This window comes from Sorangium sp. So ce362 (assembly GCF_051519845.1).
Taxonomy (GTDB): Bacteria; Myxococcota_A; Polyangia; order Polyangiales; family Polyangiaceae; genus Sorangium.
Window position 1 is genome coordinate 7308220 of the sequence record NZ_CP150332.1, and the last position, 20481, is coordinate 7328700.

Here is a 20481-nt window from a genome sequence, read left to right on the forward strand (position 1 = left end):
ACGTGCGTCCGTGTGCGCTCCGGCGCCGGCGCGCGCGGCCGAGCTCGCCTAGTCGACGTGCATCGAGCTCGCGCGGACGATCCGGATCCGCGCGTCGCGCGCGTCGGGCTGGTTGACCGCGCGCGCGAAATCGGGCGCGGCGGGGGAGGCCACCTCGACGACGGACGCGGTGGAGCCGATCCGGATCGCGCCGATCTGACGGCTCGATACGCCGCCACGGCGGCAAACGAGGGCGAGCAGGCGCCGGGGATCCGCGCCGTGGCGCTCCCCCCAGTTGACCTGGAAGGGCACGAAGGGCAGCCGCGGGGATTGCTCGCCGTCGGCGCGATGCGCGGCGGGGCGGCCGCGCGGCGGGGCCTCGGACCACGGCGGCCCGGCGGGGCGACCGCGCGGCGGGGCCCCGGACCACGGCGGCCCGGCGGGGCGGCCGCGCGGCGGGGCCCCGGACCACGGCGGCCCGGCGGGGCGGCCGCGCGGCGCAAGCCCCTCGGAGCGCGGCGCGACGGCGGTGACGGGCTGCGGAGCGCAGGGGCCGGTGTGCTTCGCCCGCGCGAGGAGGGCCGCAACGAGCTCGGTCGCGTCCATGTCCGCGAGCAGCCGCGCGGCGAGCTGCTTGAGCCGCGCGTCGGGCACGAGGCCCGACGGCGCGCGGGGCTCGCGCGCCTCGCGTCCGCCCGACGCGTCCGCGTTGCTCACGCCCTCCGCGCCCGCGTCGCCCGCGTCGCCCGCGTCGCCCGCGACAGCGTTGCTCACGACCGCGTCGTCCGCGTCCGCGTCGTCCGCGTCCGCGTTGCTCACGCCCTCCGCTGCCGCGGCGTCCGCGCCGCCCCAGCGCGCGGCGGCGAGCTCGGCGACGAGCCGCTCGTCGGCGGCGCGCAGCACGTCCTCCGGCGACGGGGCGGGCCGGAACGTGGCCTCGACGCGCGCGCGACGGAACAGCCTCAGCGCGTGCTCGCGCGCGAACGGCGCGACCAGCAGCACGCTCATCCCCTTGCGGCCCGCCCGCCCGGTGCGGCCGCTCCGGTGCGTGAAGATCTCGGGGTCGCCCGGGGGATCGGCGTGGATGACGCGCCCGACCTCGGGCACGTCGATGCCGCGCGCGGCCACGTCGGTGGCGACGAGGGTGGTGACCGCGCCCGAGCGGAACGCGTCGAGGGTGCGCGTGCGCTCGCGCTGCTCGAGGTCGCCGCTCAGGGCGCGCGCGGGCAGGCCGAGCCCGGTGAGCTTGTCGGCGAGCTCGGCGGCGCCCTCGCGCGTGCGCACGAAGACGAGGGTGCGCTCGCCGGGCGCGAGGAGCAGCAGGTTCACGAGGGCCGCGTCGCGCTCCGACGGCAAGACGAGGTGGGCGACGTGCGCGATGTCGACGTTGGCCGCGCCGGGGCGCGTGCCCTGCACGCTCGCCGGGTCCCGCTGGAAGCGGTCGGCGAGCGCGCGGACCTCGCGCGAGAAGGTGGCCGAGACGAGGTGGGTCTGGCGGTCCTCGGGCATCTTGCCGGCGATCGCCTCGAGCTCGTCGCGGAAGCCGAGGTCGAGCATCTGGTCCGCCTCGTCGAGCACGAGGGTGAGGACGCCGCGCGGATCGATGGTCCCGCGCTCCAGGTGGTCGACCATGCGGCCGGGCGTGCCGGCGATGACGAGCGGGTCGCGGCGCAGCGAGCGCGCCTCGGCGCCGAAGCTCGTGCCGCCGGTGACGCACGCGACGCGCACGCCGATGGCCGCGAGGAGCCAGCTGAGCTCGCCGGCGATCTGCGCGGCCAGCTCGCGGGTCGGCGCGATGATCACCGCGGCCGGGGCCGCGGCGGTCCGGGGCGCGGCGTCGGGCGCCGCCGCGGCGGCGCGCTCGGCGAGGACGCGCTCGAGGCGGGGGGCGAGCGCGAGGCCGATGGCCACGGTCTTTCCTGAGCCGGTCTGCGACGAGACGCGGAGGTCGCGTCCGGCGAGCTCAGGGGCGAGGACGGCCTGTTGAACGGGGGTGAGGGAGGTGAAACCGCGGCGGGCGAGCGCGCCCGCGAGCGGCGCGGGCAAGGCGTCGAGCATTGAGTCTGGATTCATGAAAGCCGCGCAATCTAGCAGAAGCTGGACGGTTGTCGCGGCCAATCGCTCGGCGAGCGCGGAAGGGGCCGCGTGTGCGACGGGCGCGTCGTCCGTGCGTCGTCCGTGCGTCGTCCGTGCCACGTTTCCGTGCGTCGTCCGCGCGCGGCTTGCGGGGCGGGAATGCGTGTGCTGGCGGTGCGGCGGGGATGCGCCGCGCGGTCACGCGACCGCACGGCGCCTCCAGATCACTCGGCGCTCGCCTTGGCCTTCTCGTCGAGCCAGGCCACCGTCCACGCGAACGGGCTGTTCCAGTTGATGGTGATCTCGTTGACCGACCACGCCTCGATGTCGTCGATGTAGCACTTCTGCGGGACGCACTTCGCGCGCTCCTCCGTCTCGCCGAGCGCCGCTTTCGCCACGTCATCCTCCAGCCCGGAGTTCGGCCCGCCGGACACCGCGCCGGGCGGAGGGGACGGGTACTCGGGGTCGATCTGGGCAGCCCAGAAGCGATGATGCGGGTTCTCGAGCGGGCTCTCGCCGTAGCCGGAGACATAGGACTTGTCCATCGGGTTGCGCCCGAGGAGGTAATCCGCGCCCGACGCCACGCCGTCGAAGTACCTCTGCTCGCCGGTGAAGTCGTGCGCCAGGGCGAGGACCAGCATGTTGTTGAGCACGAACGAGTTCGAGCCCCAGGGATACCCCCTCTGGTCCGCCTTGAAGGGCACCCGGTACCCCTCCGACCCGATGTTCTCGAGGTACTTGTCGGCGAGGGCGACAAGCTTGGTCCGGACCGCCTCGCGCTCCGCCGCGGCGTGCTGGGCCTCGACCACGGCGAGCGAGATGGCGCCCAGCCCGTCGACCTGGCCCCACGTCATGGCGCTGAACGTGCCGTCCACGCCGATGAGCTCCTCGGTGTACGGCGACGCCGCGAGCTCGGTCTTGTACGCGGCGTCGCCCGTGGTGAGGAAGAGCTCGGCGGCCGCCCAGTAGAACTCGTCGCTCAGCTCGCCATCGCCGTAGGCGCCGCCGCCCACGACCATGCCCTCGTTCGGGATGACCGCCGGGTTCGCCTTCGCCGCGGTCCACGCCCGCTTCGCGGCCTCCAGGCACTTCGCCGAGTACGCGGCGTCGAGCTCGCTCCAGATGCGCGCGGCCTGGGCCGCGGTGGCGGCCAGGTTGAGCGTCGCCGCGGTGCTGACCGGCCGCAGGCGCCGCGGCTGCTGATCCTCGTGCGGCGCCAGCGGCAGGCCGGTCCACTCCACGTCGTGGATCTTGTGGTGCACCATGCCCGCGTTGGCCTCGCCTGCGGGCACCTGCATCTTGAGCATGAAGTCGAGCTCCCACCGGGCCTCGTCGAGGATGTCGGGGATCTGGTTCGCGCTCTCGGGGATCTTCAGCTTGCCGTCGCCGAAGTCGCCGGCCGTGGACCCGAGCGCGACGAACCGCTCGTACTGGTTCAGCAGCGTCCAGGCCGAGATACCGCCGTTGACCACGTACTTGCCGTGATCGCCGGCGTCGTACCACCCGCCGGTGACGTCGAGCGAGTACGCGCAGCCGATGCCGTCGGCGCACGGCGCCTCGTCCGGCAGGTGCCCCGCCGGGCGGGCATGGCTCGGGCCGACGTACTGCCCCAGGATCTCGATGCCAGAGCGGTTGTGATAAAAGTACGCGAGCGCGTCGTACTTCATCTGAGAATAGAGGGTCGGGCTCACGTCGAACGGATGGCTCGACACCTCCCCGACCCGGAGCTCGTAGCCCTCGCCGGCGGTCGTGAAATCGCTGAAGTCGATGGTGTGCACGTGCTCGCCGGAGGCGGCGTCGTCGCCCACGACCCGGGTCGCCCCGCTGTCGACCACCGCGCCGCCGGCGTCGACGAGCTCCCACGCATGCGGCTTGTCCGCCGCGGCGACGACCGTGGCCACCTTGGCGGCGTTCGGCAGGTATCCGACCTGATTGACGCGGATCAGCTCGGTGCCAGAAGGCGGCACCGTCTCGACCGGCGCCTCGCCACCGGCGCCGCCCGCGCCGCCCGAGGCCCCCGCACCCCCCGCACCCCCCGCGCCGCCCGAGGCCCCCGCGCCGCCCGCGCCCCCCGCGCCCCCCGCGCCCCCCGAACCGTTCGAGGCGTTGTCGTCGCCGCAGCCAACTGCGGTGAGGCCGCCCACGAGCGCCAGAAGGAGCGACCCTCCCAAGGACAGCCATGAGCGCCTCCAACCAGCCGACCTAGAAGCAAAAAGCATAATGAGCATCTCCGGATGAAGTTGACAGCCGTGCAGCAGAGGACGATGCGCACGGAACGTTACGACGGCGCAACCTTCAATGGAGCCGGTGTGATTGTCAAGCGCAGACATGCACTCCGGGCGCGGTACGATCACCCGACTTCGTCAACTCGAGATCACGCATCGCGGCGTCATCGAGATCGCGCGTTGCGGCGTCGCTGGACGCGCCGCAACCGTGGACAGGTCGCGCTCGCACACCAAAGACACAAATTTACAGAAAAATTCAAACGCTCGGGTCGCAGGATCCGCGCCCCGCGCCCGCGGATCCACCCCCATTTACTGTCTGTTTTCGAAGCTTTATGCGCGTTCGCCGACCCGTCCTGGGGGGTCGGCCGCGACCCCACGGAGCGGCGCTGTCAGTAGTGCCAGGGAAAGCGCTTGAAATCCGGACGGCGCTTGTCTAGAAAAGCATCCCTGCCTTCCTGAGCCTCGTCCGTACCGTAAGCGAGCCGCGTCGCCTCGCCGGCGAAGAGCTGCTGTCCGACGAGCCCCTCGTCAGGCAGGTTGAAACCATATTTCAACATCCGCATCGCGGTCGGGCTCTTCGAGTTGATGAGCGCCCCCCAGCGCAGCGCCTCGTCCTCGAGCTCGGCGTGAGGGACGACGGCGTTGACCATCCCCATCGCCGCCGCCTGCTCCGCCGTGTAATCGAGCCCCAGGAAGAAGATCTCCCGCGCCTTCTTCTGCCCGACCTGCCGCGCGAGCAGCGCCGAGCCATAACCGCTGTCGAAGCTCGCCACGTCCGGGTCCGTCTGCTTGAACATCGCGTGCTCGCGGCTCGCCAGCGTCATGTCGCAGACCACGTGGAGGCTGTGGCCGCCGCCGGCCGCCCAGCCGGGCACGACGGCGATGACGACCTTCGGCGTGAACCGGATGAGCCGCTGCACCTCCAGGATGTGGAGTCGACCGAGCCGCGCCGGATCCGCCTGCCCCGCGCTCTCGCCCTCGTACTTGTAACCGTCTTTCCCGCGGATGCGCTGATCGCCGCCGGAGCAGAACGCCCAGCCGCCGTCCTTCGGAGAGGGTCCGTTGCCGGTGATCAGCACACAGCCCACGTCGGCGGTCGTGCGCGCGTGCTCGAGCGCGGTGTACAGCTCATCGACCGTGCGGGGACGAAAGGCATTGCGCACCTCGGGCCGGTTGAACGCAATGCGCACGGTGCCCTGATCCACGGCGCGGTGATAGGTGAGATCCTCGAACGAGAACCCGTCGACCTCGCGCCAGCGCGCCGGGTTGAAAATCGCAGAGACGGTCATGGTCCACTCCTTTGGGCGCGGACCGTACCCGCCTCACCAGGGCCTGGCAACCGCGGCGACACCGACAGTGGGCGCGAGCCAGCGGCGCACACGCACCCCCGACCCCGGCCGCCCCTCGTGGCTCTCTGGGCGCCTGCGACGACGCCCTTGACATGGAAATCGATCTCGTGGACAAGCAAGCTTCGACGTACTGGTGGGATCGACTCTGCCTGGACGCGGGCGCCTGCGCGCTCCGACCAGACGGCGTGGGCAACGTTCACGAGCATCTGGGCAGGGACATCGCAGGAAGCGGGCGAGCGCGACGAGGAGCGCGCGCCGCCCACGCAGGGGAGGACACGGGCTTGAGCCACGAAAAGATGTTCCAGGTGTCGGCTGGGCTCCTGGCTACCGCGGACGCGCGCGGCCACTTCCACGATCTGAGCCCTGCTTGGGAGCGGGCCCTCGGCTGGTCGCTCGACGAGCTCAGGGCCAGGCCGTTCATCGAGTTCGTCCACCCAGGCGACCGGGAGGCCACGCTCGCGGAGACCGCCGCCCTGTTCGAGGGTCGCACGACATCCCGGTTCGACAATCGCTATGTGTGCAAGGACGGGTCGTACCGGTGGCTCGGCTGGGCCGCCCGTGTCGACATGGATGCTCCCCCCGCCGAGCGCCTCATCCATGCCATGGCGCTCGACCTGACGAGCGACCGCGAGCGGACAGAGCAGCTCGCGCAGGTGGCGGAGCTCGCAAGAGTGTACGAGCGGCTGTTCCGGGTCTCGGTGGGCCTGCTCGTGACCCTGGACTCGAACGGGTACTTCCGCCACGCAAACCCGGCCTGGGAGCGCACCCTCGGCTGGTCCCCCGAGGAGATGACCGCAAAGCCGTTCATCGACTTCGTCCATGTCGACGATCGCGAGTCCACGGTCGCCGAGGCCGCCGCCCTCTTCGAGGGCCGCACGACCATCCGCTTCGACAACCGCTACGCGTGCAAGGACGGCTCCTACAAGTGGCTCGCGTGGACCGCGCACCTGGACGGGGCCGAGGATCCGGCGAGCCGCCTCGTCTATGCCACCGCCCACGACGTCACGCCCTACCGGGAGCTGCTCGGAGAGTTCGAACGGACGCTCGCGCGGCTCCGCGACTCGATGCAGGCGATGTCGACGCCGCTCATCCCGATCACCGATCGCATCGTGGTCATGCCGCTCATCGGTCAGATGGACTCGGAGCGGGTCGGCCAGGTGATGTCGGTCGCGCTCGACGGAGTCCAGTCGACCCAGACGCAGATCGTCATCCTCGATGTGACAGGGCTCAAGGAGATCGACACGCGGGTCGCCTCCGCGCTCGTCGACACCGCGAGGGCGCTGCAGCTGCTCGGCGCAAGGACCATCCTGACCGGCATCCGGCCGGCGGTGGCGCAGACGCTCGTCGGGCTCGGGCTCGACCTGGCCGGCGTCATCACGAAAAGCACCCTCCAGAGCGCCATCTCCTTCGCGCTGCAAAGCGGCCAGGCCCCGGCCCTCGCCCTGTAACGGTCGCGCGCCGGCGCCGCGGCCGTGCCGCGCCGGCTCCGCCCCCCTGCCCCGCCGCGATCCGCGCGCGGCCGATGCGCGCGGCGCGGCGGCTGGTGTATAAGGCCGCGTGGTGTGCGCGCGTGTTCCCGGAGGTCGCATGGTGCTCGGCAGAGGTCCGGTCGCAGGGGCCTGCTGCGCAACCATCGTGTTGTTCGCCGCCGCACCGGCCTGCTCGACGAAGGTGCGGAGGTTCGAGGCGGAGGGCGCCGGAGGCGACGGGGGCGGCGCCTCGGCGAGCGGCGGCGGCAGCGCCTCGGCGAGCGGCGGCGGGGGCGGCTCGACGGCGAGCGGGGGCGGCGGGCGGCCGTGCGAGCCCGGGAGCCAAAATGGCTGTTACGGCGGGCCGCCCGACACGCTGAACCGCGGCGCCTGCCGCGGCGGCGTGAGGACCTGCGGCGAGGAGGGAGACGGATTCGGCCCGTGCGCCGGAGAGGTGTTGCCGGCGCCCGAGCGCTGCAACACCGCCGAGGACGAGGACTGCGACGGCGTGGTCAACCAGGGGTGCGTCTACCCGAGCTGCGCCGACGTTCCCCCCGGCCTGCCGAGCGGCGTTGTTCTCCTCGATCTGGACGGGCCCGGCCCAGAGCCGGAGTTCCCCGCCTACTGCGATCTGGCGACGGACGGCGGCGGCTGGGCGCTCGTCTACAACAGCGTCGGCTCCGAGGCGGGAGCGACGCTTCCGTTCTGGAACATCCCTTACGCCGAGCGGCTCGGGACCCGGGGAGCCCCGGACATCTCGCAGAACTTCTACCGCGGCTCGCTCTATTTCGTCGGTCGAGAGTACCGCGACGAGATCGAGGACATCGAGGGAACCGTCAAGGAGGCCATGCGCGCGACCGCCGAAGGCATCGACTCGGCGACCATGAAGCTCCTCCGCCCCGCGCACGTCTCGGGGAACGCCGACATCTACGTCGCGCATTTCCTCTCGGGGTGGTCGTCTCACGACCACGACGGCGACCCTGACCCGGGGAACTGTGCGCTCGAGTTCCTGAACGTCACCCAGCACTACGCGCAGTGCTGGGAATACAACCTCGGCGCGGACGCGGACGAGCCGCTCGACGACGGCGGCTGGGGTCCTCACCTCGGGGCGCACATCGCGGAGCGGCTCGGGCTCGCCGGCGACGACACACGCTTCACGCGGGTGCGGCGAATCTCTCGCTGGACGCGGTGGTGAGCTGGGCAGCAGGCGCACATCCGCGGATTTGGTGACAATTTTCGGGCGGCTCGGTATGCTGGCCCGGCCATGCGCTTCTATGCACTATGTTTGCTCATGCTCTTCGCGGGCCTCTGCCTGGCGAGCTGCTGGAACAGCGGCGCCTGCGTGGAGGGAGACGCGTGCGAGTGCTCCAACGGAGACGAGTGTTACCTCGGCTGCGACGGTGACTTTTGCGACCAGCGCTGCTTCCAGATGGATCGCTGCGGCGCGGTCTGCGAGCACGGGTGCTCGTTCGAGTGCTTCGACGTCAACGAGTGCTCGTCCTCCTGCGGCGACGACTGCGATCTCGACTGCCACAACACCGCGTCGTGCGGGGCCATCTGCGACCGCGGCTGCCGGTACGAGTGCCACGACACGAGCCGGTGCGGCGTCAGCGTCGGGTCGAGCAGCGTCGTGACCTGCCGGAACGTGGGGACCTGCGAGATCGAGTGCCGGGGCTCGTGCCGTGTGTTCTGCGAGAACGTGAGCGGCGAGTGCCGCGTCACCTGCCCCGACGGCGAGGCTCCGGTCCTGTGCACGGACCGCTCGCTCGCGTGCGGCGGATGCTGAGGAGACCGAGACCATGCAGACAGCGATGACATCGCAGCTCCGCGCGCCGCGCCTGCTGGCCGCCGCGCTCTCGTTCGTGGCGCTGACCGTCGGATGGGCCGAGGTCGGGGAAGCGCAGATGACGATCAAGCGCCCGGGCGACCGCCCCGACTACAAGGTCGAGCTCGAGCCGCACCTGCTCATCGCGCCGTTCGAGCCGCTCGGCCCCGGCGTCGGGACGGGCGTCGGCGCCGGCTTCCGCGCCACCATCGAGCTCGCGCCCGACGGCTTCATCAAGCGCATCAACGACTCGGTCGGGATCGGCTTCGGCATCGACGGCATCCATTACGGGGGCAACGGGAACTACCGCGGCGACTGCAGGCGCTTCGAGAACGGGCCCGCGGGCACGCGCGTCTGCACCGAGGTCGACACGTACGGGGACGCGTCGAACTACGTGTTCGGCTCGGTCGTGATGCAGTGGAACTTCTGGCTCCACCGGCGATGGTCGGTGTTCGGCGAGCCGGGGCTGTCGTTCTATCTCGGCGACCTGGGGCGCGATCCGTATCCCGGGGTCTCTCCGGTGGTGTTCGTCGGAGGTCGCTTTCACTTCACGGAGAACCTCACGCTCACGATGCGGCTCGGGTATCCCGCGTTCTCGCTCGGCGTGTCGTTCCTCCTGTGAGGTGCGCCGCCGGAGGGCGCGCGCTCCCGTCCACCCCCCGGCCGGAGCGCCGCGCCCGTTCCCCGCAGCGCCGGCCGACCTGATATCCTGCGCCGCATGCCGGAGACGCCGCGATCCGAAGAGCCGCTCGGCTCGGCCTACATCGAGGACCTCACGGTGCCGCGGGTCGGAGCGCCGGCCACAGGGCCCGTGGAGGAGCTCTCGAGCTCGGCCCTCGCCGAGGACGTCGAGGCGGCGGTCCTCGCCGAGGGCGTCGAGGCGGCGGTCCTCGCCGAGGGCGTCGAGGCGGCGGACGCCGCCGGCGGCGCGGGCGGCGACGCGCTGATCGGGAGCCTGATCTCGGGGCGCTACCGCGTGGAAGCGCTCATCGGGGAGGGCGGGATGGGCGCCGTCTACCGCGGCGAGCAGGTGCACCTCCGCAAGCACGTCGCGATCAAGCTGCTCAGGCCGCTCGCCCGGCGGATGCCGGAGCTCGTGGCGCGGTTCGAGCGCGAGGCCGTGGCGGGCGCCCACATCCGGCACCCGAACGTCGTCGCGGCCATCGACTTCGGCCAGCTGGACGACGCGTCGTTCTTCCTCATCCTCGAGTACGTCGAGGGCACGCCGCTCAAGGACGTGATCGCGGCGGGGCGGCTCCAGCCCGCGCGGGCGCTCCGCATCGCGCGCCAGCTCGCGTCTGCGCTCTCGGCGACGCACGAGAAGGGCATCGTCCACCGCGACGTGAAGCCGCTGAACATCCTGCTCGACGCGCACGACCAGGTCAGGCTCATCGATTTCGGGCTCGCGAAGGTGGATGTCGATCTCCTGTCCAGCCAGCGCCGCGAGACGACGAGCCCGAGGCCCGCGCTCACGAGCGCCGGCGAGGTGTTCGGCACGCTCGCGTACCTGGCGCCGGAGGCGCTGCGCGGGATGGATGCGGTCGATGCGCGCGCGGACCTGTATGCGCTCGGGCTCGTGCTCTACGAGATGCTCACCGGACGGCACCCCTTCGACACGAAGAACATCGTGGAGCGGCTCAAGCAGCAGGGCCCGGATGGCCCGCCGCCCCTCCGCCTGCGCGCTCCGGATCTTGTGGTGCCCTACGAGGTCGAGCAGGTCGTGGCGCGGCTCATGGAACACGACGCGTCGTTCCGCTACCAGACGGCGGCCGACGCGATCGCGGCGCTCGACGATGGGCTCGCGGCGCTCGCGCGGGCGACGGCGCCGGCGGCGGTCGGGAGCGGGGCGCACGCGGGGGCGGCGGCGGGGGCGCACGCAGCCCAGGGGGCGCAGGCGGCGGCGGGGGCGCAGGCCCTCCAGGGGACGCAGGCAGCGCAAGGGACGCACGCAGCCCAAGGGACGCAGGCCGCGCAAAGGGCGCACGCAGCCCAGGGGGCGCACGCAGCCCAGGAGGCCCCCAGGGCGGCCCAGGGGGCTCCCAGGGCCCTGGCGCCGCCTGCCTGGTCAGGGCCCCGGAAGACCCTGCTCGCGCACGCGCACCGCCGCTCCGCGCCCTCGGCGGGCTGGGTGCCCCTCGCGGCGGCGCTGGCGGCCGTGACGGTGCTCGCGATCGGCGGCGCGACCTGGCTCGTCCTCCGGCAGCCCAGTGCGACCACGGCGGCGCCGGCCCCCGCCTCCGTGGTGGAGCCCCCGCCCGCGCCGGCAGCACCGCCTCCGGCAACGACGGCGAGCGCGCCGCCCGAGGAGGACGACGACCGAGGCGCCGCGGGGCTGCGCGCTCAGCTCAGCCGGGCGGTGGCGATCAGGAACTGGGTGCTCGGGGCGCAGTCGATGCTGGCCCTGGCGGAGGCCGACCCGGAGCTGATCCTGAGCCGGGGCCTGCGCGAAGAGGTCCTGTCCACGGTGGCGGGCATCGCGTTCGAGGAGGGCAATCCGGCGGCGGACGAGGTCTTCGACCTGCTCACGAACCGGCTCGGCAGCGGCGGCCTGGACGTGCTGCTCGACATCACGCGCGCGCGCGGGGGTACGAAGTCGGCCCGGCGCGCCAGCGAGATCCTGACGCGTCCCGCGGTGATGGCGCGCGCGACCCCCGCGCTCCGCGTCACGTTCGCGTTCCGCAAGGCCACGTGCAACGGCAAGCGAGCGCTGTTCGGCCGCGCCGCGGCCGAGGGCGACGAGCGCACGCTCTTCGAGCTCCAGGTGCTGCACGGCGCGCGGTGCAGGCGCACCGACCCGTGCTGCTTCCGCGAGGACAAGGCGATCGCCGAGGCCATCCAGCAGCTGAAGGCGCGCCTCGGGACGTAGCGAGCGCGCGCGGCGAGCCGCGCCACCAGCGACCCGGCGCGGCGAGGGCCCCGCGCAGCTCGCCGGAGCTCTCGCCGCACCGCGGGGAAGCACCCCTCTTCATGCCGGCTTCGGGCCGTTGCGGACCGCTGACTCGAAGCGAGCAAAGCTCGGGCTGCGCCGCAGCTCTTGCACCGAGAGCCGCTGCGCGATCTCCTCGGAGACACGGGCCGTGTAGATCTCTCCCGGCCCCTCCTTGAGCAGGTGGATCAGGTGTCTCTTCGGGTTCACGATCTCGTCAGGCTGGCTGGTGTCGACGTTCCCGAGGTCCCGCCCTAGGTAGTCACGGAGCGATGCCGCACAGGCGAAGAACCAGGCTTCGAGGTGCCACTTCGCCGCAACGGTAAGGATGGGGACCGGAACGCGATGCCCTACCGCGCTCGCCTTCAAGTCCTCCTCGAACCGAGCCACGACATCCTGCGGGTCCTTCGCGTCGGCGTCGAGCAGGATGACGAACTTGTCAGGTCGGTCCGTCGGCGGCTTCTCGTACCACGCGCTGAGGAGGAGCCTGCATGCATTCTCGCCGGTGATGGCCCGGTTGCGCGAGGGCGTTCGGATCGGCTCGTCGACGAGCGTGCCGTGCTCGCCGAGGTGTCGCAGAAGGTGAGGCAAGGCGAGCCGCTCGGTCTCTCCTGAAGCGATGACGACGACCCGCTTGGCCATGGCTCAGGCCCCGAACCCCTTGGTCTCGTAAAACTCCCCCAGTCCGAAGCCGGACGCATCCAGCGCTGCGTCCACCGCCTCCGGGTGCTGCTCGCGCTCGATGGTGGTGCCGTCCGGCGTACGCCGGACGACGGCGACCTCCTCGGGCTTGGGCAAGCAGTCGAGCAACAGCGGAGAGTGGGTGGTGACCAGGATCTGCGCGCGCTCGCTCGCGTCTCGGAGGTACTCGGCGAAGGCCCTGAGCGCCGAGGGATGGACATGGTTCTCCGGCTCCTCGACCCCCACGAGGCTCGCGTCGGCCTCGCCGAGGAGCGCGGTCATCATTGCGAGGATGCGGAGCGTGCCGCTCGACGCGCCTACCTGGTGCACGTTGTAGGAAAGACCGGACTCGCGCTGGACGAAGTAGACGCGCCCATCGATGTCCGACACCCGGAGCACGATCTGCTCCGGCACGCCGAGCACCCGGCGCGTGGCCGTGACGATCCGATTCAATGCCTCGCCGCCGTCCGGCCCCTTCTGCAGCGCATAGAGCCGAGCTGCAAGGTTGCGCCCGAACGTATCGAGCCGGTCGGCATCCGACACGTTCGACGCACGCCGCAGGAGCGGCGGGCTCGGATCGAAGAACCCCCATCGCTGAACGAAAGCGCCGAGGCGCCTCGCCGGAAACGACTCGTCCGCGCTGGCGACGGCGAGGGCGCAGGCGGTGGGAGCGAGCGCCAGGCTGACTTTGTTGCTCGTGGCCTGGCTCGACCACCACCATGCCTTGCCAGCGTTCGCCTCGAGCAGGTGGCCTGGTGGACCCCCATCATTGATCTGATAGAGGCGCTCCCACGTCGCAAAGCCGCCGTTCACCCGCCGGAAGCCCACGGTCCACTCGTAGCGCTTCCCCTCATCCTCGTAGTGCGTCTCGAGGGAGACCTCGCCGGCGACTTCGCCTTTCCAGGCGAGGTGCACGATACCGCCGCGGTCTGCGACGCTGTCGGCGAAGTCCTTGGCCCTGACGCCCTCCGACAGGAAGCGGAGCGCGTCGAGGACGTTGCTCTTGCCGCTCGCGTTGGTGCCGATGAGCACGTTCAGGCCGCCAAACGAGGTGTCGACGTGCTTGAGGCTGCGGTAGCGGTCTGCTCGGAGGGTCGTCAGCTTCATGGGTGGCTCGCCGGCGCGCGTTGCCAGCGCACGTTATGCCCATTTTCCCGCTCGGGCAAGGGCCGCCACGGCATCGCTCTCGGGGTCGGAACCGAGGCGCCGAGGTCTGCATGCCGAGGCGGCGTGCTCACCCACGCGCAGCGCCGAGGGTCGAGGTCGGGTCCGTCGGCGCGTGAGCGCGCCTCGAGGCGGAGGAGGCCAGCAGATCCTGGATGGCTCGGGCACCGCGCGGGCGGCGCAGCGGCCTCTTCTCGGTCGGGGTCGAGCACGTGGCGGCGCTCAGGAACGAAAAGAGCTTGAACGAGCCGCCGGCCTCCCCTGTAAACTGTCCCTTCGGGGGAGGGGGAAGGGGAAAGAGGACACATGGCCAGATACGGGTATAGCTTCGTCCCCGACCGGGGATTCAGCGCCTTCTCGCGCGATCTGGACGAGGGCGCGTGGAAAGACGTCTCCATCAAGAAGTACGACACGCTCGATCGCATGCCGCCGCAGCTCGTGGAGGCGCCGCGGCCCGTCGCGTGGAAGCTCCGCGCCACCTGGTGCATCGCCGTGGTCGACGAGGCGCTCGGCATCGGCTCGGCCAGCGAGCTCGCCGCGCTCGACGCCGAGTGGGACGCGGCGCAGCGCGCGCTGCACCACTTCGTCGCCTCGGCGGAAGAGGGCGAGGACCCGGCGGTCCGCGAGGCAGCGACCCGGATCCGCTCGGTCATGCTCAAGGGCAACGGCACCGAGCAGACCCGCCTCGGGTACGACGCCGAGGTCGACTTCGGGCGCTTCCAGGCGGCGGCCGCGAGAAAATCGATGGAGGCCGACATCAAGAAGATCGGCGCCGGTGCGCACCTGAAGCGCATCGAGAAGGCCACCGAAGCGCTCGCCAAAGGCATCGGCCGAGGCGGCGGGGAGAAGCGGCCGGGGACGCGGGCGAAGCGCCTGCGCGCGGCCACCAGCGGGTGTGTGACGGCGTTCAATGCCATCCATGACGAGATCACGTGGCTCCTCGCTCAGTCCGCGCCCGGCAAGCAGCGGCAGCAGCTCGAAGCGCTCCATGCTCCCTTTCTCGCGCTGCTCGAGCGCTACCCGCCCCCCGCGCGCTCGGCCGCGATGGACGACGGCGAGGGTGAAGAGGAAGTCGTCACGGAGGAGCCAGCGGACGACGAGGAGGAGCCGGCGAGCGCCCCGCCCTGAGCGCAGCCTCGATCTGAAGGGACATCCTCACGGCGTGCACCGCCGCCCGGCATCCGCTCTCCGGCCCGATCAGGACGCCTTCCGGCCGCCGCCCGGCCCAGCTTGGAGCTCGCTGACTGCTCCCGTTCCCAGCCCGGACGCGACCCGTCCGCTGCCCTTCCCAGCCCGGACGTGACCCGTCCGCCGCCCTTCCCAGCCCGGACGCTACCTGTCCGCTGCCCTTCCCAGCCCGAACGCGACCCGTCCGCCGCCCTTCCCAGCCCGGACGTTACCCGTCCGCTGCCCTCCTCCGCCCGGACGCGATGTGTCCCTCACGGTCCCCAGCGGGGCTCGTCGCGCCCGAGGGGCGACAGTGGCGTGTCCGTGTGGAGGGCACGGCGGCATGGCCCCCCGCGTCAGGCCCCCCGCGCGCCGGCGTCCGTCAGCGCCGGTCAGAGCAGGCCGCAACCCGGGTAGAGCGGGAGGAGATCGACGTCGCGTAGCTCGGTCCGGATCGTCTCCGAGAAGCTCGGCCCGAGCAGCGGCCCGAGCAGCGGCCCGAGCAGCGGGAGCGTGTGGCACGTCTGGTCGCCGGCAGCGTTCTCCGTGCAGGCCAGGTCGCAGAGCCCGAGGAAGGCGATCCCGCACGTCGGCACATGGCCGCAGAGCCTCTCCAGCGCGAGGAGGCTGAGATCGAGCGGGCAGCTCAGCGAGACCCTCGAGAGCTCCCCCGTCAGATCGGGATCGATGCAGGCAAACCCGGCAACGGGCCCAGGAACGAAGGCGTTACCGTACATCGTGGCGTCCCGCACGATGAAATCCACGAAGGGCTCCTCGTCCAGGGGACACTCGAGGACCGGGTGGCCGCCCTTCAGCAAGATATCGACATGCTCGCCGGAACCGTTCAGGTGCTGGAAGATGCACGCCGAGACCCAGCGCTGCTCCGAGGTGTTGAGAGCACGACCGGTCCACCCCGGCGCGAATCCAAAGGCACCGGAGAACACATCGCCGTCCGGCCCATAGACGACCTGCTCCGAGGACAGCGCGCAGCGCACCGTGTAGTCGAGCACGCTCTTCCCGCCGTCGGTGCCGAGCAGCGGCGTCGCGACCAGGACGGCGCCGGCGCCGACGAGCGCAGCGCCGCCGAGCGCCCGGAACGCCGCACGGTTCGGCGTCGCCCAGAAGTGGGCGGGATCCAGGCCGTTCGCGCCGATGGGCACCACCGTGCGAGGTAGGAGCGGCATCTCCGCCGTCTCGACCGGCTCGACGTCCGATGGCCCGACACATCCAGCCGTGAGCACACAGGCACCAAGAAGACACACTGCGACGAAGCGAATCGAGGACATTCCGCGCTCCTTCGAGATGATTACAGCGGTAGATACACGCCGACAATCTCGCTCTTTCCCAAACGCTCAGTATTTCATTTTCCAGGAAGACGCGCAATGCTGAAAAGCGTTACACACTGTTTGCCCGGATATCGGGTCTCAGGTCTCAGGTCTCGGGTCTCGGGTTTCGGGTTTCGGGTTTCGGGTTTCGGGCTTCGGGTCTCAGGCTTCGGGTTTCGGGTCCCGCGTATCGCGTCTCGGGTCTCGCCCGAACGCGGCGCGAGAACAACCGTTGTCGAGTCAGGCCGGCAGGGTTGGACGAACGTCCGGAGCCCGGGACCCCTCCTCCAGCCTGCGCTCCAGCTCGCCGAAGCGGGACAGCCACATGGGGCTCTCGCCGCGGCGCTCCCGCGCGCTCGCGAGCGCTTCCTCGGCCTCCGCGGTGTGTCCCCGACGAAGCGCCATTCGAGCACGCCAGTAGAGGAGCAGCAGCGTGTTCTCGACAAAGGGCTGGTCCTTCGCGAGCTGGATCGCCTCGCTCCACGAGACAGAGGATGAGTTGGCCGGCCGGAGCCCGACCTCGGAGAGCACGAGCTTGAGCAACGTGTAGTCCGGGACGTCGCCCGGCCCGAGGACGCAGGAGCGCTCGATCCACAGGACGAGCTGGCTCGCCTGCTCGTACTCGTCGAGGACGAGGTGGATCTGCCCGAGCAGGATCGCCGTGTGAGGCATCGGGCGCTCCGAGGCCTGCTCCTCCAGCCACCGGGCGCGCCGCGCGAGCGCGAGCGCCTCGCGCTGCCTGTCGCTCCAGTGAAGCAGCACCGCGACGTTGTACGAAGCCATCTTCTCGAGCCACGGATTGCCGATCTCGCGCGCGAGATCGACGGCCCGGCGGAGATCGTCGACCGCGCCCGGCAGAGACCACCTCCAGGCCCACAGCGCGATGCGGTTGATGTACGCCGCGCAGAGGTGAAATCGATCGCCGGCCGCCGAGAGCAGGGTGATGAGATCCCCGAACGCCCGCTCGGCCTCCTCGCGGCGGCCCGCCGACGCGAGCAGGAACGACAGCATGAGCAGGGCGAGGACGCGCGCGTCGTAGTGCCCCGACGCCGCGGCGCGCCCGGCGCAGCCGGTGAGCTCCGCGATCGACGCGTCGAGCCGCCCCCGCCGCCACAAGGTCCGGCCCTCGGCGACCCGGAGGAGCAACGCGAGCTCGGGCGAGCGCTCCGCGTCGACGAGCGGCCGCGCCTCCTCCACCCGGCGCGCCGACTCGTCGAAGTCGAAGGCCCAGTCGAGCGCGATCGCGTCCTCGAGCAGGAGGGTCGCCGTGAGGTGCGCGTCGCCGAGCGCCTCGGCCAGCGCGAGCGCCTCGCCGAAATCGCCGCGCGCCTCCTGGACGCGGCACATGCGGTACCGGCTCCTGCCGCGCCCGGCGAGGCCGCGCGCGCGCCGGCGCGCGTCGCCCCGCTCGGCGACGTGGAGCGCGGCGTCGTAGCGCTGGTCCGCCTCGACGGCGTCGTGGCGCGCGGACGCGAGATCGCCGAGCGCGAGGTAGGCGTCGGCGGCCTCGGCGCGCTCGCCGCAGACGGCCGCGTGGCGCGCGAGCGCGCGGAGCCCGTCGGTCGAGCCGGCCGCCACCTGCGCCCGCCAGTACTCGAGGGCGCTCCGGTGGATCTCGGCGCGGTGCGCCGGGTCGAACATCTCGTAGACAGCCTCCTGGAAGACCGCGTTATGGAACGCGTGCCGGTCGCCGCCCGCGCCGCCGCCGCCCTGGCCGTCGCGCTGCAGGATCCGCCGCTCGACGAGCGCCCCCAGGCCGAAGCCCGCGTCGACCATCGAGCCGGCGCCGCCCGCGCGCTCGAGGCCGTCCAGCACCGCCTCGAGCTCGGCGCGATCGAACGACATGCCGAGCGCCGAGCAGACCCGGGCGCACGCCGCGAGCTCCGCCGGCAGCTCGTCGAGCTGCCGCGCCGCGAGCCACTGCCACGCCGGCGCGGGCGGCAGCGCCGCGACCTCCGCGGTCGCGACGTAAAAGCCGCCGCCGGCGCGCCGGCGCACGATCCCCGCGTACTTGAGCGAGCGGACGATCCGGCGCAGGCAGTCCGGGTTGCCGCCCGCCCAGTCGGCCAGCCGGCGGAGCGTCTCCGCGGGCGGGTACTCGGCCGGCAGGAGCAGGCGCGAGGCGAGATCCATCGCCGCCTCCTCCGCGAGCGGCGCGAGCGTCACGCGGGTGTGGCGCTGGTTGCGCTGGCCCCAGCTGGGGCGGGCCTGCTCGAAGCGAGGGCGCGCGGTCACGACCACCCAGAGCGGGGTGCCCTCGCCGTCGAGCGTGGCGTACTCGAGGGCGTCGAGGAGCACGTCGTCCGCCTGGTCGGCGTCGTCGAGGATCACGGCGAGCGGGCCGCGGCGCGCCCGCTGGCGGAGCGCGTCGGCGAGCGCCAGCATCAGGCCGTGGCGGGCCGCCCCGGACAGCAGCCCGCCCCCCGGGCCGGCCCAGCCGAGCGCCGCCGCGACCGCCTCCCAGGTGGCGCCCCCGTTCGTCTCGCCGAGCCGCTCCACGCAGAACCCCCGCGGATCGTCGGGGATCTCGTCCGGCGCATCGAGCGCGACGCGCAGGAGCGCGCGCACCGCCTGCGCGGCGCCGCCATGGATGGGGTGGAGCGCGCGCACCACAACCACGCGCACGTCCGGGACCGGCACGCCGGCGATGCAGGCGGCCTCGGCCGTGAGGCGCGTCTTGCCCAGGCCGGCGTCGCCGATCAGCGTGAACAGGCCGGGACACGTCCCGTCGAAGGCGTCTGTCGCGCTGCCGGCGAGCGCCGAGAGCACGTCGTCTCGGCCGAGCAGCGGCGGCTCGCTCAGGCTCTCCGGGGCGTCCGGCGGCGTGGGGGCGAGCTCGTCTTCGGGCAGCGCGCGCTGGAACTCCTCGGTCATGACGAGGCCGCGCCAGGGCTCGGCGGGGAGCCACGTCTCGGGGCGCTCGACCGGGGCGCCATAGGCGGCGTGCAGGCCGCCGGCGACCCGGCGCAGGCGCACGCTGGCGAGGTGCAGCGCCACGCGCGCGCCGTCGCCCTCCGTGAGCTCGCGCGCCGCGGCGAGGGCGGCGCGGGCCGGGTCGTCGACGTCCCTCGCGGAGAACACGGCGAGGCAGCGCCGCCCCCGCTGCCGCGCGATGAACCCCCGGCGGCTGCCGACCGCCGCGATCACCGGCCCCGCGCCGGCCTCGACGAAGAGCAGCGCGACCGGCTGCCGCCCCTCGGCGGCGGCCGTCGCGACGTCATCGCCCGGCCTCGACGACCGCGGCGAGGAGCGCGGCGCCGACGGCGGCGGGAGGGTGTCGCCGGACCGGCGCGCGCGCAGGGCGTGCAAGGTGCGGCGAAGCGCGGCGGCGCTGTCCGGGCGGCGGCTCGGGTCCTTGGCGAGGCAGGCGAGCGTGAGCTCCTCGAGCCCCTCGGGGACGTCCGCGAGGTCGCTCGGGCGCGGCGGGCGCAGCGCCAGGTGGCCGTGCTCGACGGCGTTCTCGTCCCCGACGAACGGCGGGCGCAGGGTGAGCAGCTCGAACAGGATGACGCCGAACGCATAGATGTCCGCGCGCGCGTCGATCCTCGCTGCGTCGCCCCGGAGCTGCTCCGGGGCCATGTACTCCGGCGTCCCCACGATGGCGCCGGCGCGCGTCGCGTGGACCGACGAGGCGGGCTGGCCGTCGGCAAGGGCGAGCTTCGCCAGGCCGAAATCGAGCAGCACGGCGCGGCCGCTCGAGCCGAGCAGGAAGACGTTCTCCGGCTTGAGATCGCGGTGGACGACCCCGGCCGCGTGCGCCGCCTCGAGCACCGCGAGGATCGCGTCCGCGCGCCCGGCGGCGCGGTCCGGGTCGAGCGGGGCGCGCAGCGCCGCGAGCTCCTCGGCCAGGGTCCGGCCGAAGAGCCGCTCCATCGCGAGGTAAGACCGGCCGTCGGCGAGCTCGCCGTGGGCGTACAGCTGCGCGACGTGCGGCCCCCCAACGCGCTCGAGGAGCCAGGCCTCGCACCGGAACCGCTCGCGGAAGCTCGACGCCGACTGCCGCGCCACCTTGATGGCGGCCGGCGCGCCGTCGTGGTCCCGCTCCGCGGCCCAGACGTCCGAGAAGCCGCCGCGACCGAGCGGGCCGAGCACCGCGAAGCCCTCGAGCACGGGCGCCGCGGCCTCCACGGCCTCGCGCTCGCCGGGCGGCGGCGTGAAGCCGTCTCTGGCGCAGGGCGCGCCATCGGCGAGCCGCCCGTGACATACGGCGCATCGATGCATGATTCGGCTCGATCTCGGGGCAGCCGACGGTCACGTTGGACGCCGGCTTACGGCTACAGTAACGCGCGAAGTCA

The 20481-nt window shown here is 72.4% G+C and carries 13 protein-coding genes; 6 read left to right on the forward strand and 7 right to left on the reverse strand.

Translation table 11 applies throughout. The features are described from left to right. Window positions 1–48: 48 nt before the first annotated feature. The 3 genes from WMF17_RS27845 to WMF17_RS27855 form a co-directional block, all read right to left on the reverse strand. A complete protein-coding gene (locus WMF17_RS27845) occupies window positions 49–2052 on the reverse strand; it encodes a DEAD/DEAH box helicase (protein ID WP_437644132.1) in 2004 nt (667 codons plus the stop codon). A 227-nt stretch (window positions 2053–2279) separates the two neighbouring features. Next, window positions 2280–4199 (reverse strand): glycoside hydrolase family 9 protein, encoded by a 1920-nt coding sequence (locus WMF17_RS27850; RefSeq protein WP_437644133.1) that lies wholly within the window; start codon window positions 4197–4199, stop codon window positions 2280–2282. Window positions 4200–4669: 470 nt separating this feature from the next. After that, complete coding sequence (locus WMF17_RS27855) at window positions 4670–5569, reverse strand: 1,4-dihydroxy-2-naphthoyl-CoA synthase (RefSeq protein ID WP_437596195.1); 900 nt, start codon at window positions 5567–5569, stop codon at window positions 4670–4672. Window positions 5570–5910: 341 nt separating this feature from the next. Between WMF17_RS27855 and WMF17_RS27860 the strand changes: the two genes are divergently transcribed. From WMF17_RS27860 to WMF17_RS27880, 5 genes are all read left to right on the forward strand, one after another. Continuing rightward, on the forward strand, window positions 5911–7077 hold the full coding sequence (locus tag WMF17_RS27860) for a PAS domain-containing protein (RefSeq protein WP_437596196.1): 1167 nt from the start codon (window positions 5911–5913) through the stop codon (window positions 7075–7077). Window positions 7078–7216: 139 nt separating this feature from the next. Beyond that, on the forward strand, window positions 7217–8293 hold the full coding sequence (locus WMF17_RS27865; RefSeq protein WP_437644134.1) for a fibrinogen-like YCDxxxxGGGW domain-containing protein: 1077 nt from the start codon (window positions 7217–7219) through the stop codon (window positions 8291–8293). Between the two features lie 69 nt (window positions 8294–8362). Then, window positions 8363–8884 (forward strand): hypothetical protein, encoded by a 522-nt coding sequence (locus WMF17_RS27870; protein WP_437644135.1) that lies wholly within the window; start codon window positions 8363–8365, stop codon window positions 8882–8884. Window positions 8885–8897: 13 nt separating this feature from the next. After that, window positions 8898–9545 (forward strand): hypothetical protein, encoded by a 648-nt coding sequence (locus WMF17_RS27875; RefSeq protein ID WP_437596199.1) that lies wholly within the window; start codon window positions 8898–8900, stop codon window positions 9543–9545. 96 nt (window positions 9546–9641) lie between these two features. After that, the gene (locus WMF17_RS27880) at window positions 9642–11789 is read left to right on the forward strand and encodes a protein kinase domain-containing protein (protein WP_437644136.1); all 2148 of its coding nucleotides are present in this window, start codon (window positions 9642–9644) and stop codon (window positions 11787–11789) included. A 99-nt stretch (window positions 11790–11888) separates the two neighbouring features. Here WMF17_RS27880 and WMF17_RS27885 read toward each other — a convergent pair whose 3' ends face one another. Next, window positions 11889–12491, reverse strand: a complete 603-nt coding sequence (locus tag WMF17_RS27885) for a DUF4276 family protein (protein ID WP_437596201.1) — start codon at window positions 12489–12491, stop codon at window positions 11889–11891. Between the two features lie 3 nt (window positions 12492–12494). Next, a complete protein-coding gene (locus tag WMF17_RS27890) occupies window positions 12495–13637 on the reverse strand; it encodes an AAA family ATPase (RefSeq protein WP_437644137.1) in 1143 nt (380 codons plus the stop codon). Between the two features lie 363 nt (window positions 13638–14000). Between WMF17_RS27890 and WMF17_RS27895 the strand changes: the two genes are divergently transcribed. Beyond that, window positions 14001–14822 carry a hypothetical protein gene (locus tag WMF17_RS27895; RefSeq protein ID WP_437644138.1) on the forward strand — a complete coding sequence of 274 codons (822 nt, stop codon included), beginning with the start codon at window positions 14001–14003 and terminating at the stop codon, window positions 14820–14822. A 431-nt stretch (window positions 14823–15253) separates the two neighbouring features. Here WMF17_RS27895 and WMF17_RS27900 read toward each other — a convergent pair whose 3' ends face one another. Together WMF17_RS27900 and WMF17_RS27905 are read right to left on the reverse strand one after the other, a co-directional pair. Continuing rightward, window positions 15254–16045, reverse strand: a complete 792-nt coding sequence (locus WMF17_RS27900) for a hypothetical protein (protein ID WP_437644139.1) — start codon at window positions 16043–16045, stop codon at window positions 15254–15256. A 381-nt stretch (window positions 16046–16426) separates the two neighbouring features. Beyond that, window positions 16427–20407, reverse strand: coding sequence for a protein kinase domain-containing protein (locus WMF17_RS27905; RefSeq protein WP_437644140.1), 3981 nt, complete (start codon window positions 20405–20407; stop codon window positions 16427–16429). Between the last annotated feature and the right edge of the window lie 74 nt (window positions 20408–20481).

What these genes read in the sequence shown, in the direction of transcription:
- WMF17_RS27845 (WP_437644132.1), bottom strand. Translation starts at nt 2,052, where the DNA reads ATGAATCCAGACTCAATGCTCGACGCCTTGCCCGCGCCGCTCGCGGGC.
- WMF17_RS27855 (WP_437596195.1), bottom strand. Translation starts at nt 5,569, where the DNA reads ATGACCGTCTCTGCGATTTTCAACCCGGCGCGCTGGCGCGAGGTCGAC.
- WMF17_RS27865 (WP_437644134.1), top strand. Translation starts at nt 7,217, where the DNA reads ATGGTGCTCGGCAGAGGTCCGGTCGCAGGGGCCTGCTGCGCAACCATC.
- WMF17_RS27870 (WP_437644135.1), top strand. Translation starts at nt 8,363, where the DNA reads ATGCGCTTCTATGCACTATGTTTGCTCATGCTCTTCGCGGGCCTCTGC.
- WMF17_RS27875 (WP_437596199.1), top strand. Translation starts at nt 8,898, where the DNA reads ATGCAGACAGCGATGACATCGCAGCTCCGCGCGCCGCGCCTGCTGGCC.
- WMF17_RS27880 (WP_437644136.1), top strand. Translation starts at nt 9,642, where the DNA reads ATGCCGGAGACGCCGCGATCCGAAGAGCCGCTCGGCTCGGCCTACATC.
- WMF17_RS27885 (WP_437596201.1), bottom strand. Translation starts at nt 12,491, where the DNA reads ATGGCCAAGCGGGTCGTCGTCATCGCTTCAGGAGAGACCGAGCGGCTC.
- WMF17_RS27890 (WP_437644137.1), bottom strand. Translation starts at nt 13,637, where the DNA reads ATGAAGCTGACGACCCTCCGAGCAGACCGCTACCGCAGCCTCAAGCAC.
- WMF17_RS27895 (WP_437644138.1), top strand. Translation starts at nt 14,001, where the DNA reads ATGGCCAGATACGGGTATAGCTTCGTCCCCGACCGGGGATTCAGCGCC.
- WMF17_RS27900 (WP_437644139.1), bottom strand. Translation starts at nt 16,045, where the DNA reads ATGCCGCTCCTACCTCGCACGGTGGTGCCCATCGGCGCGAACGGCCTG.
- WMF17_RS27905 (WP_437644140.1), bottom strand. Translation starts at nt 20,407, where the DNA reads ATGCATCGATGCGCCGTATGTCACGGGCGGCTCGCCGATGGCGCGCCC.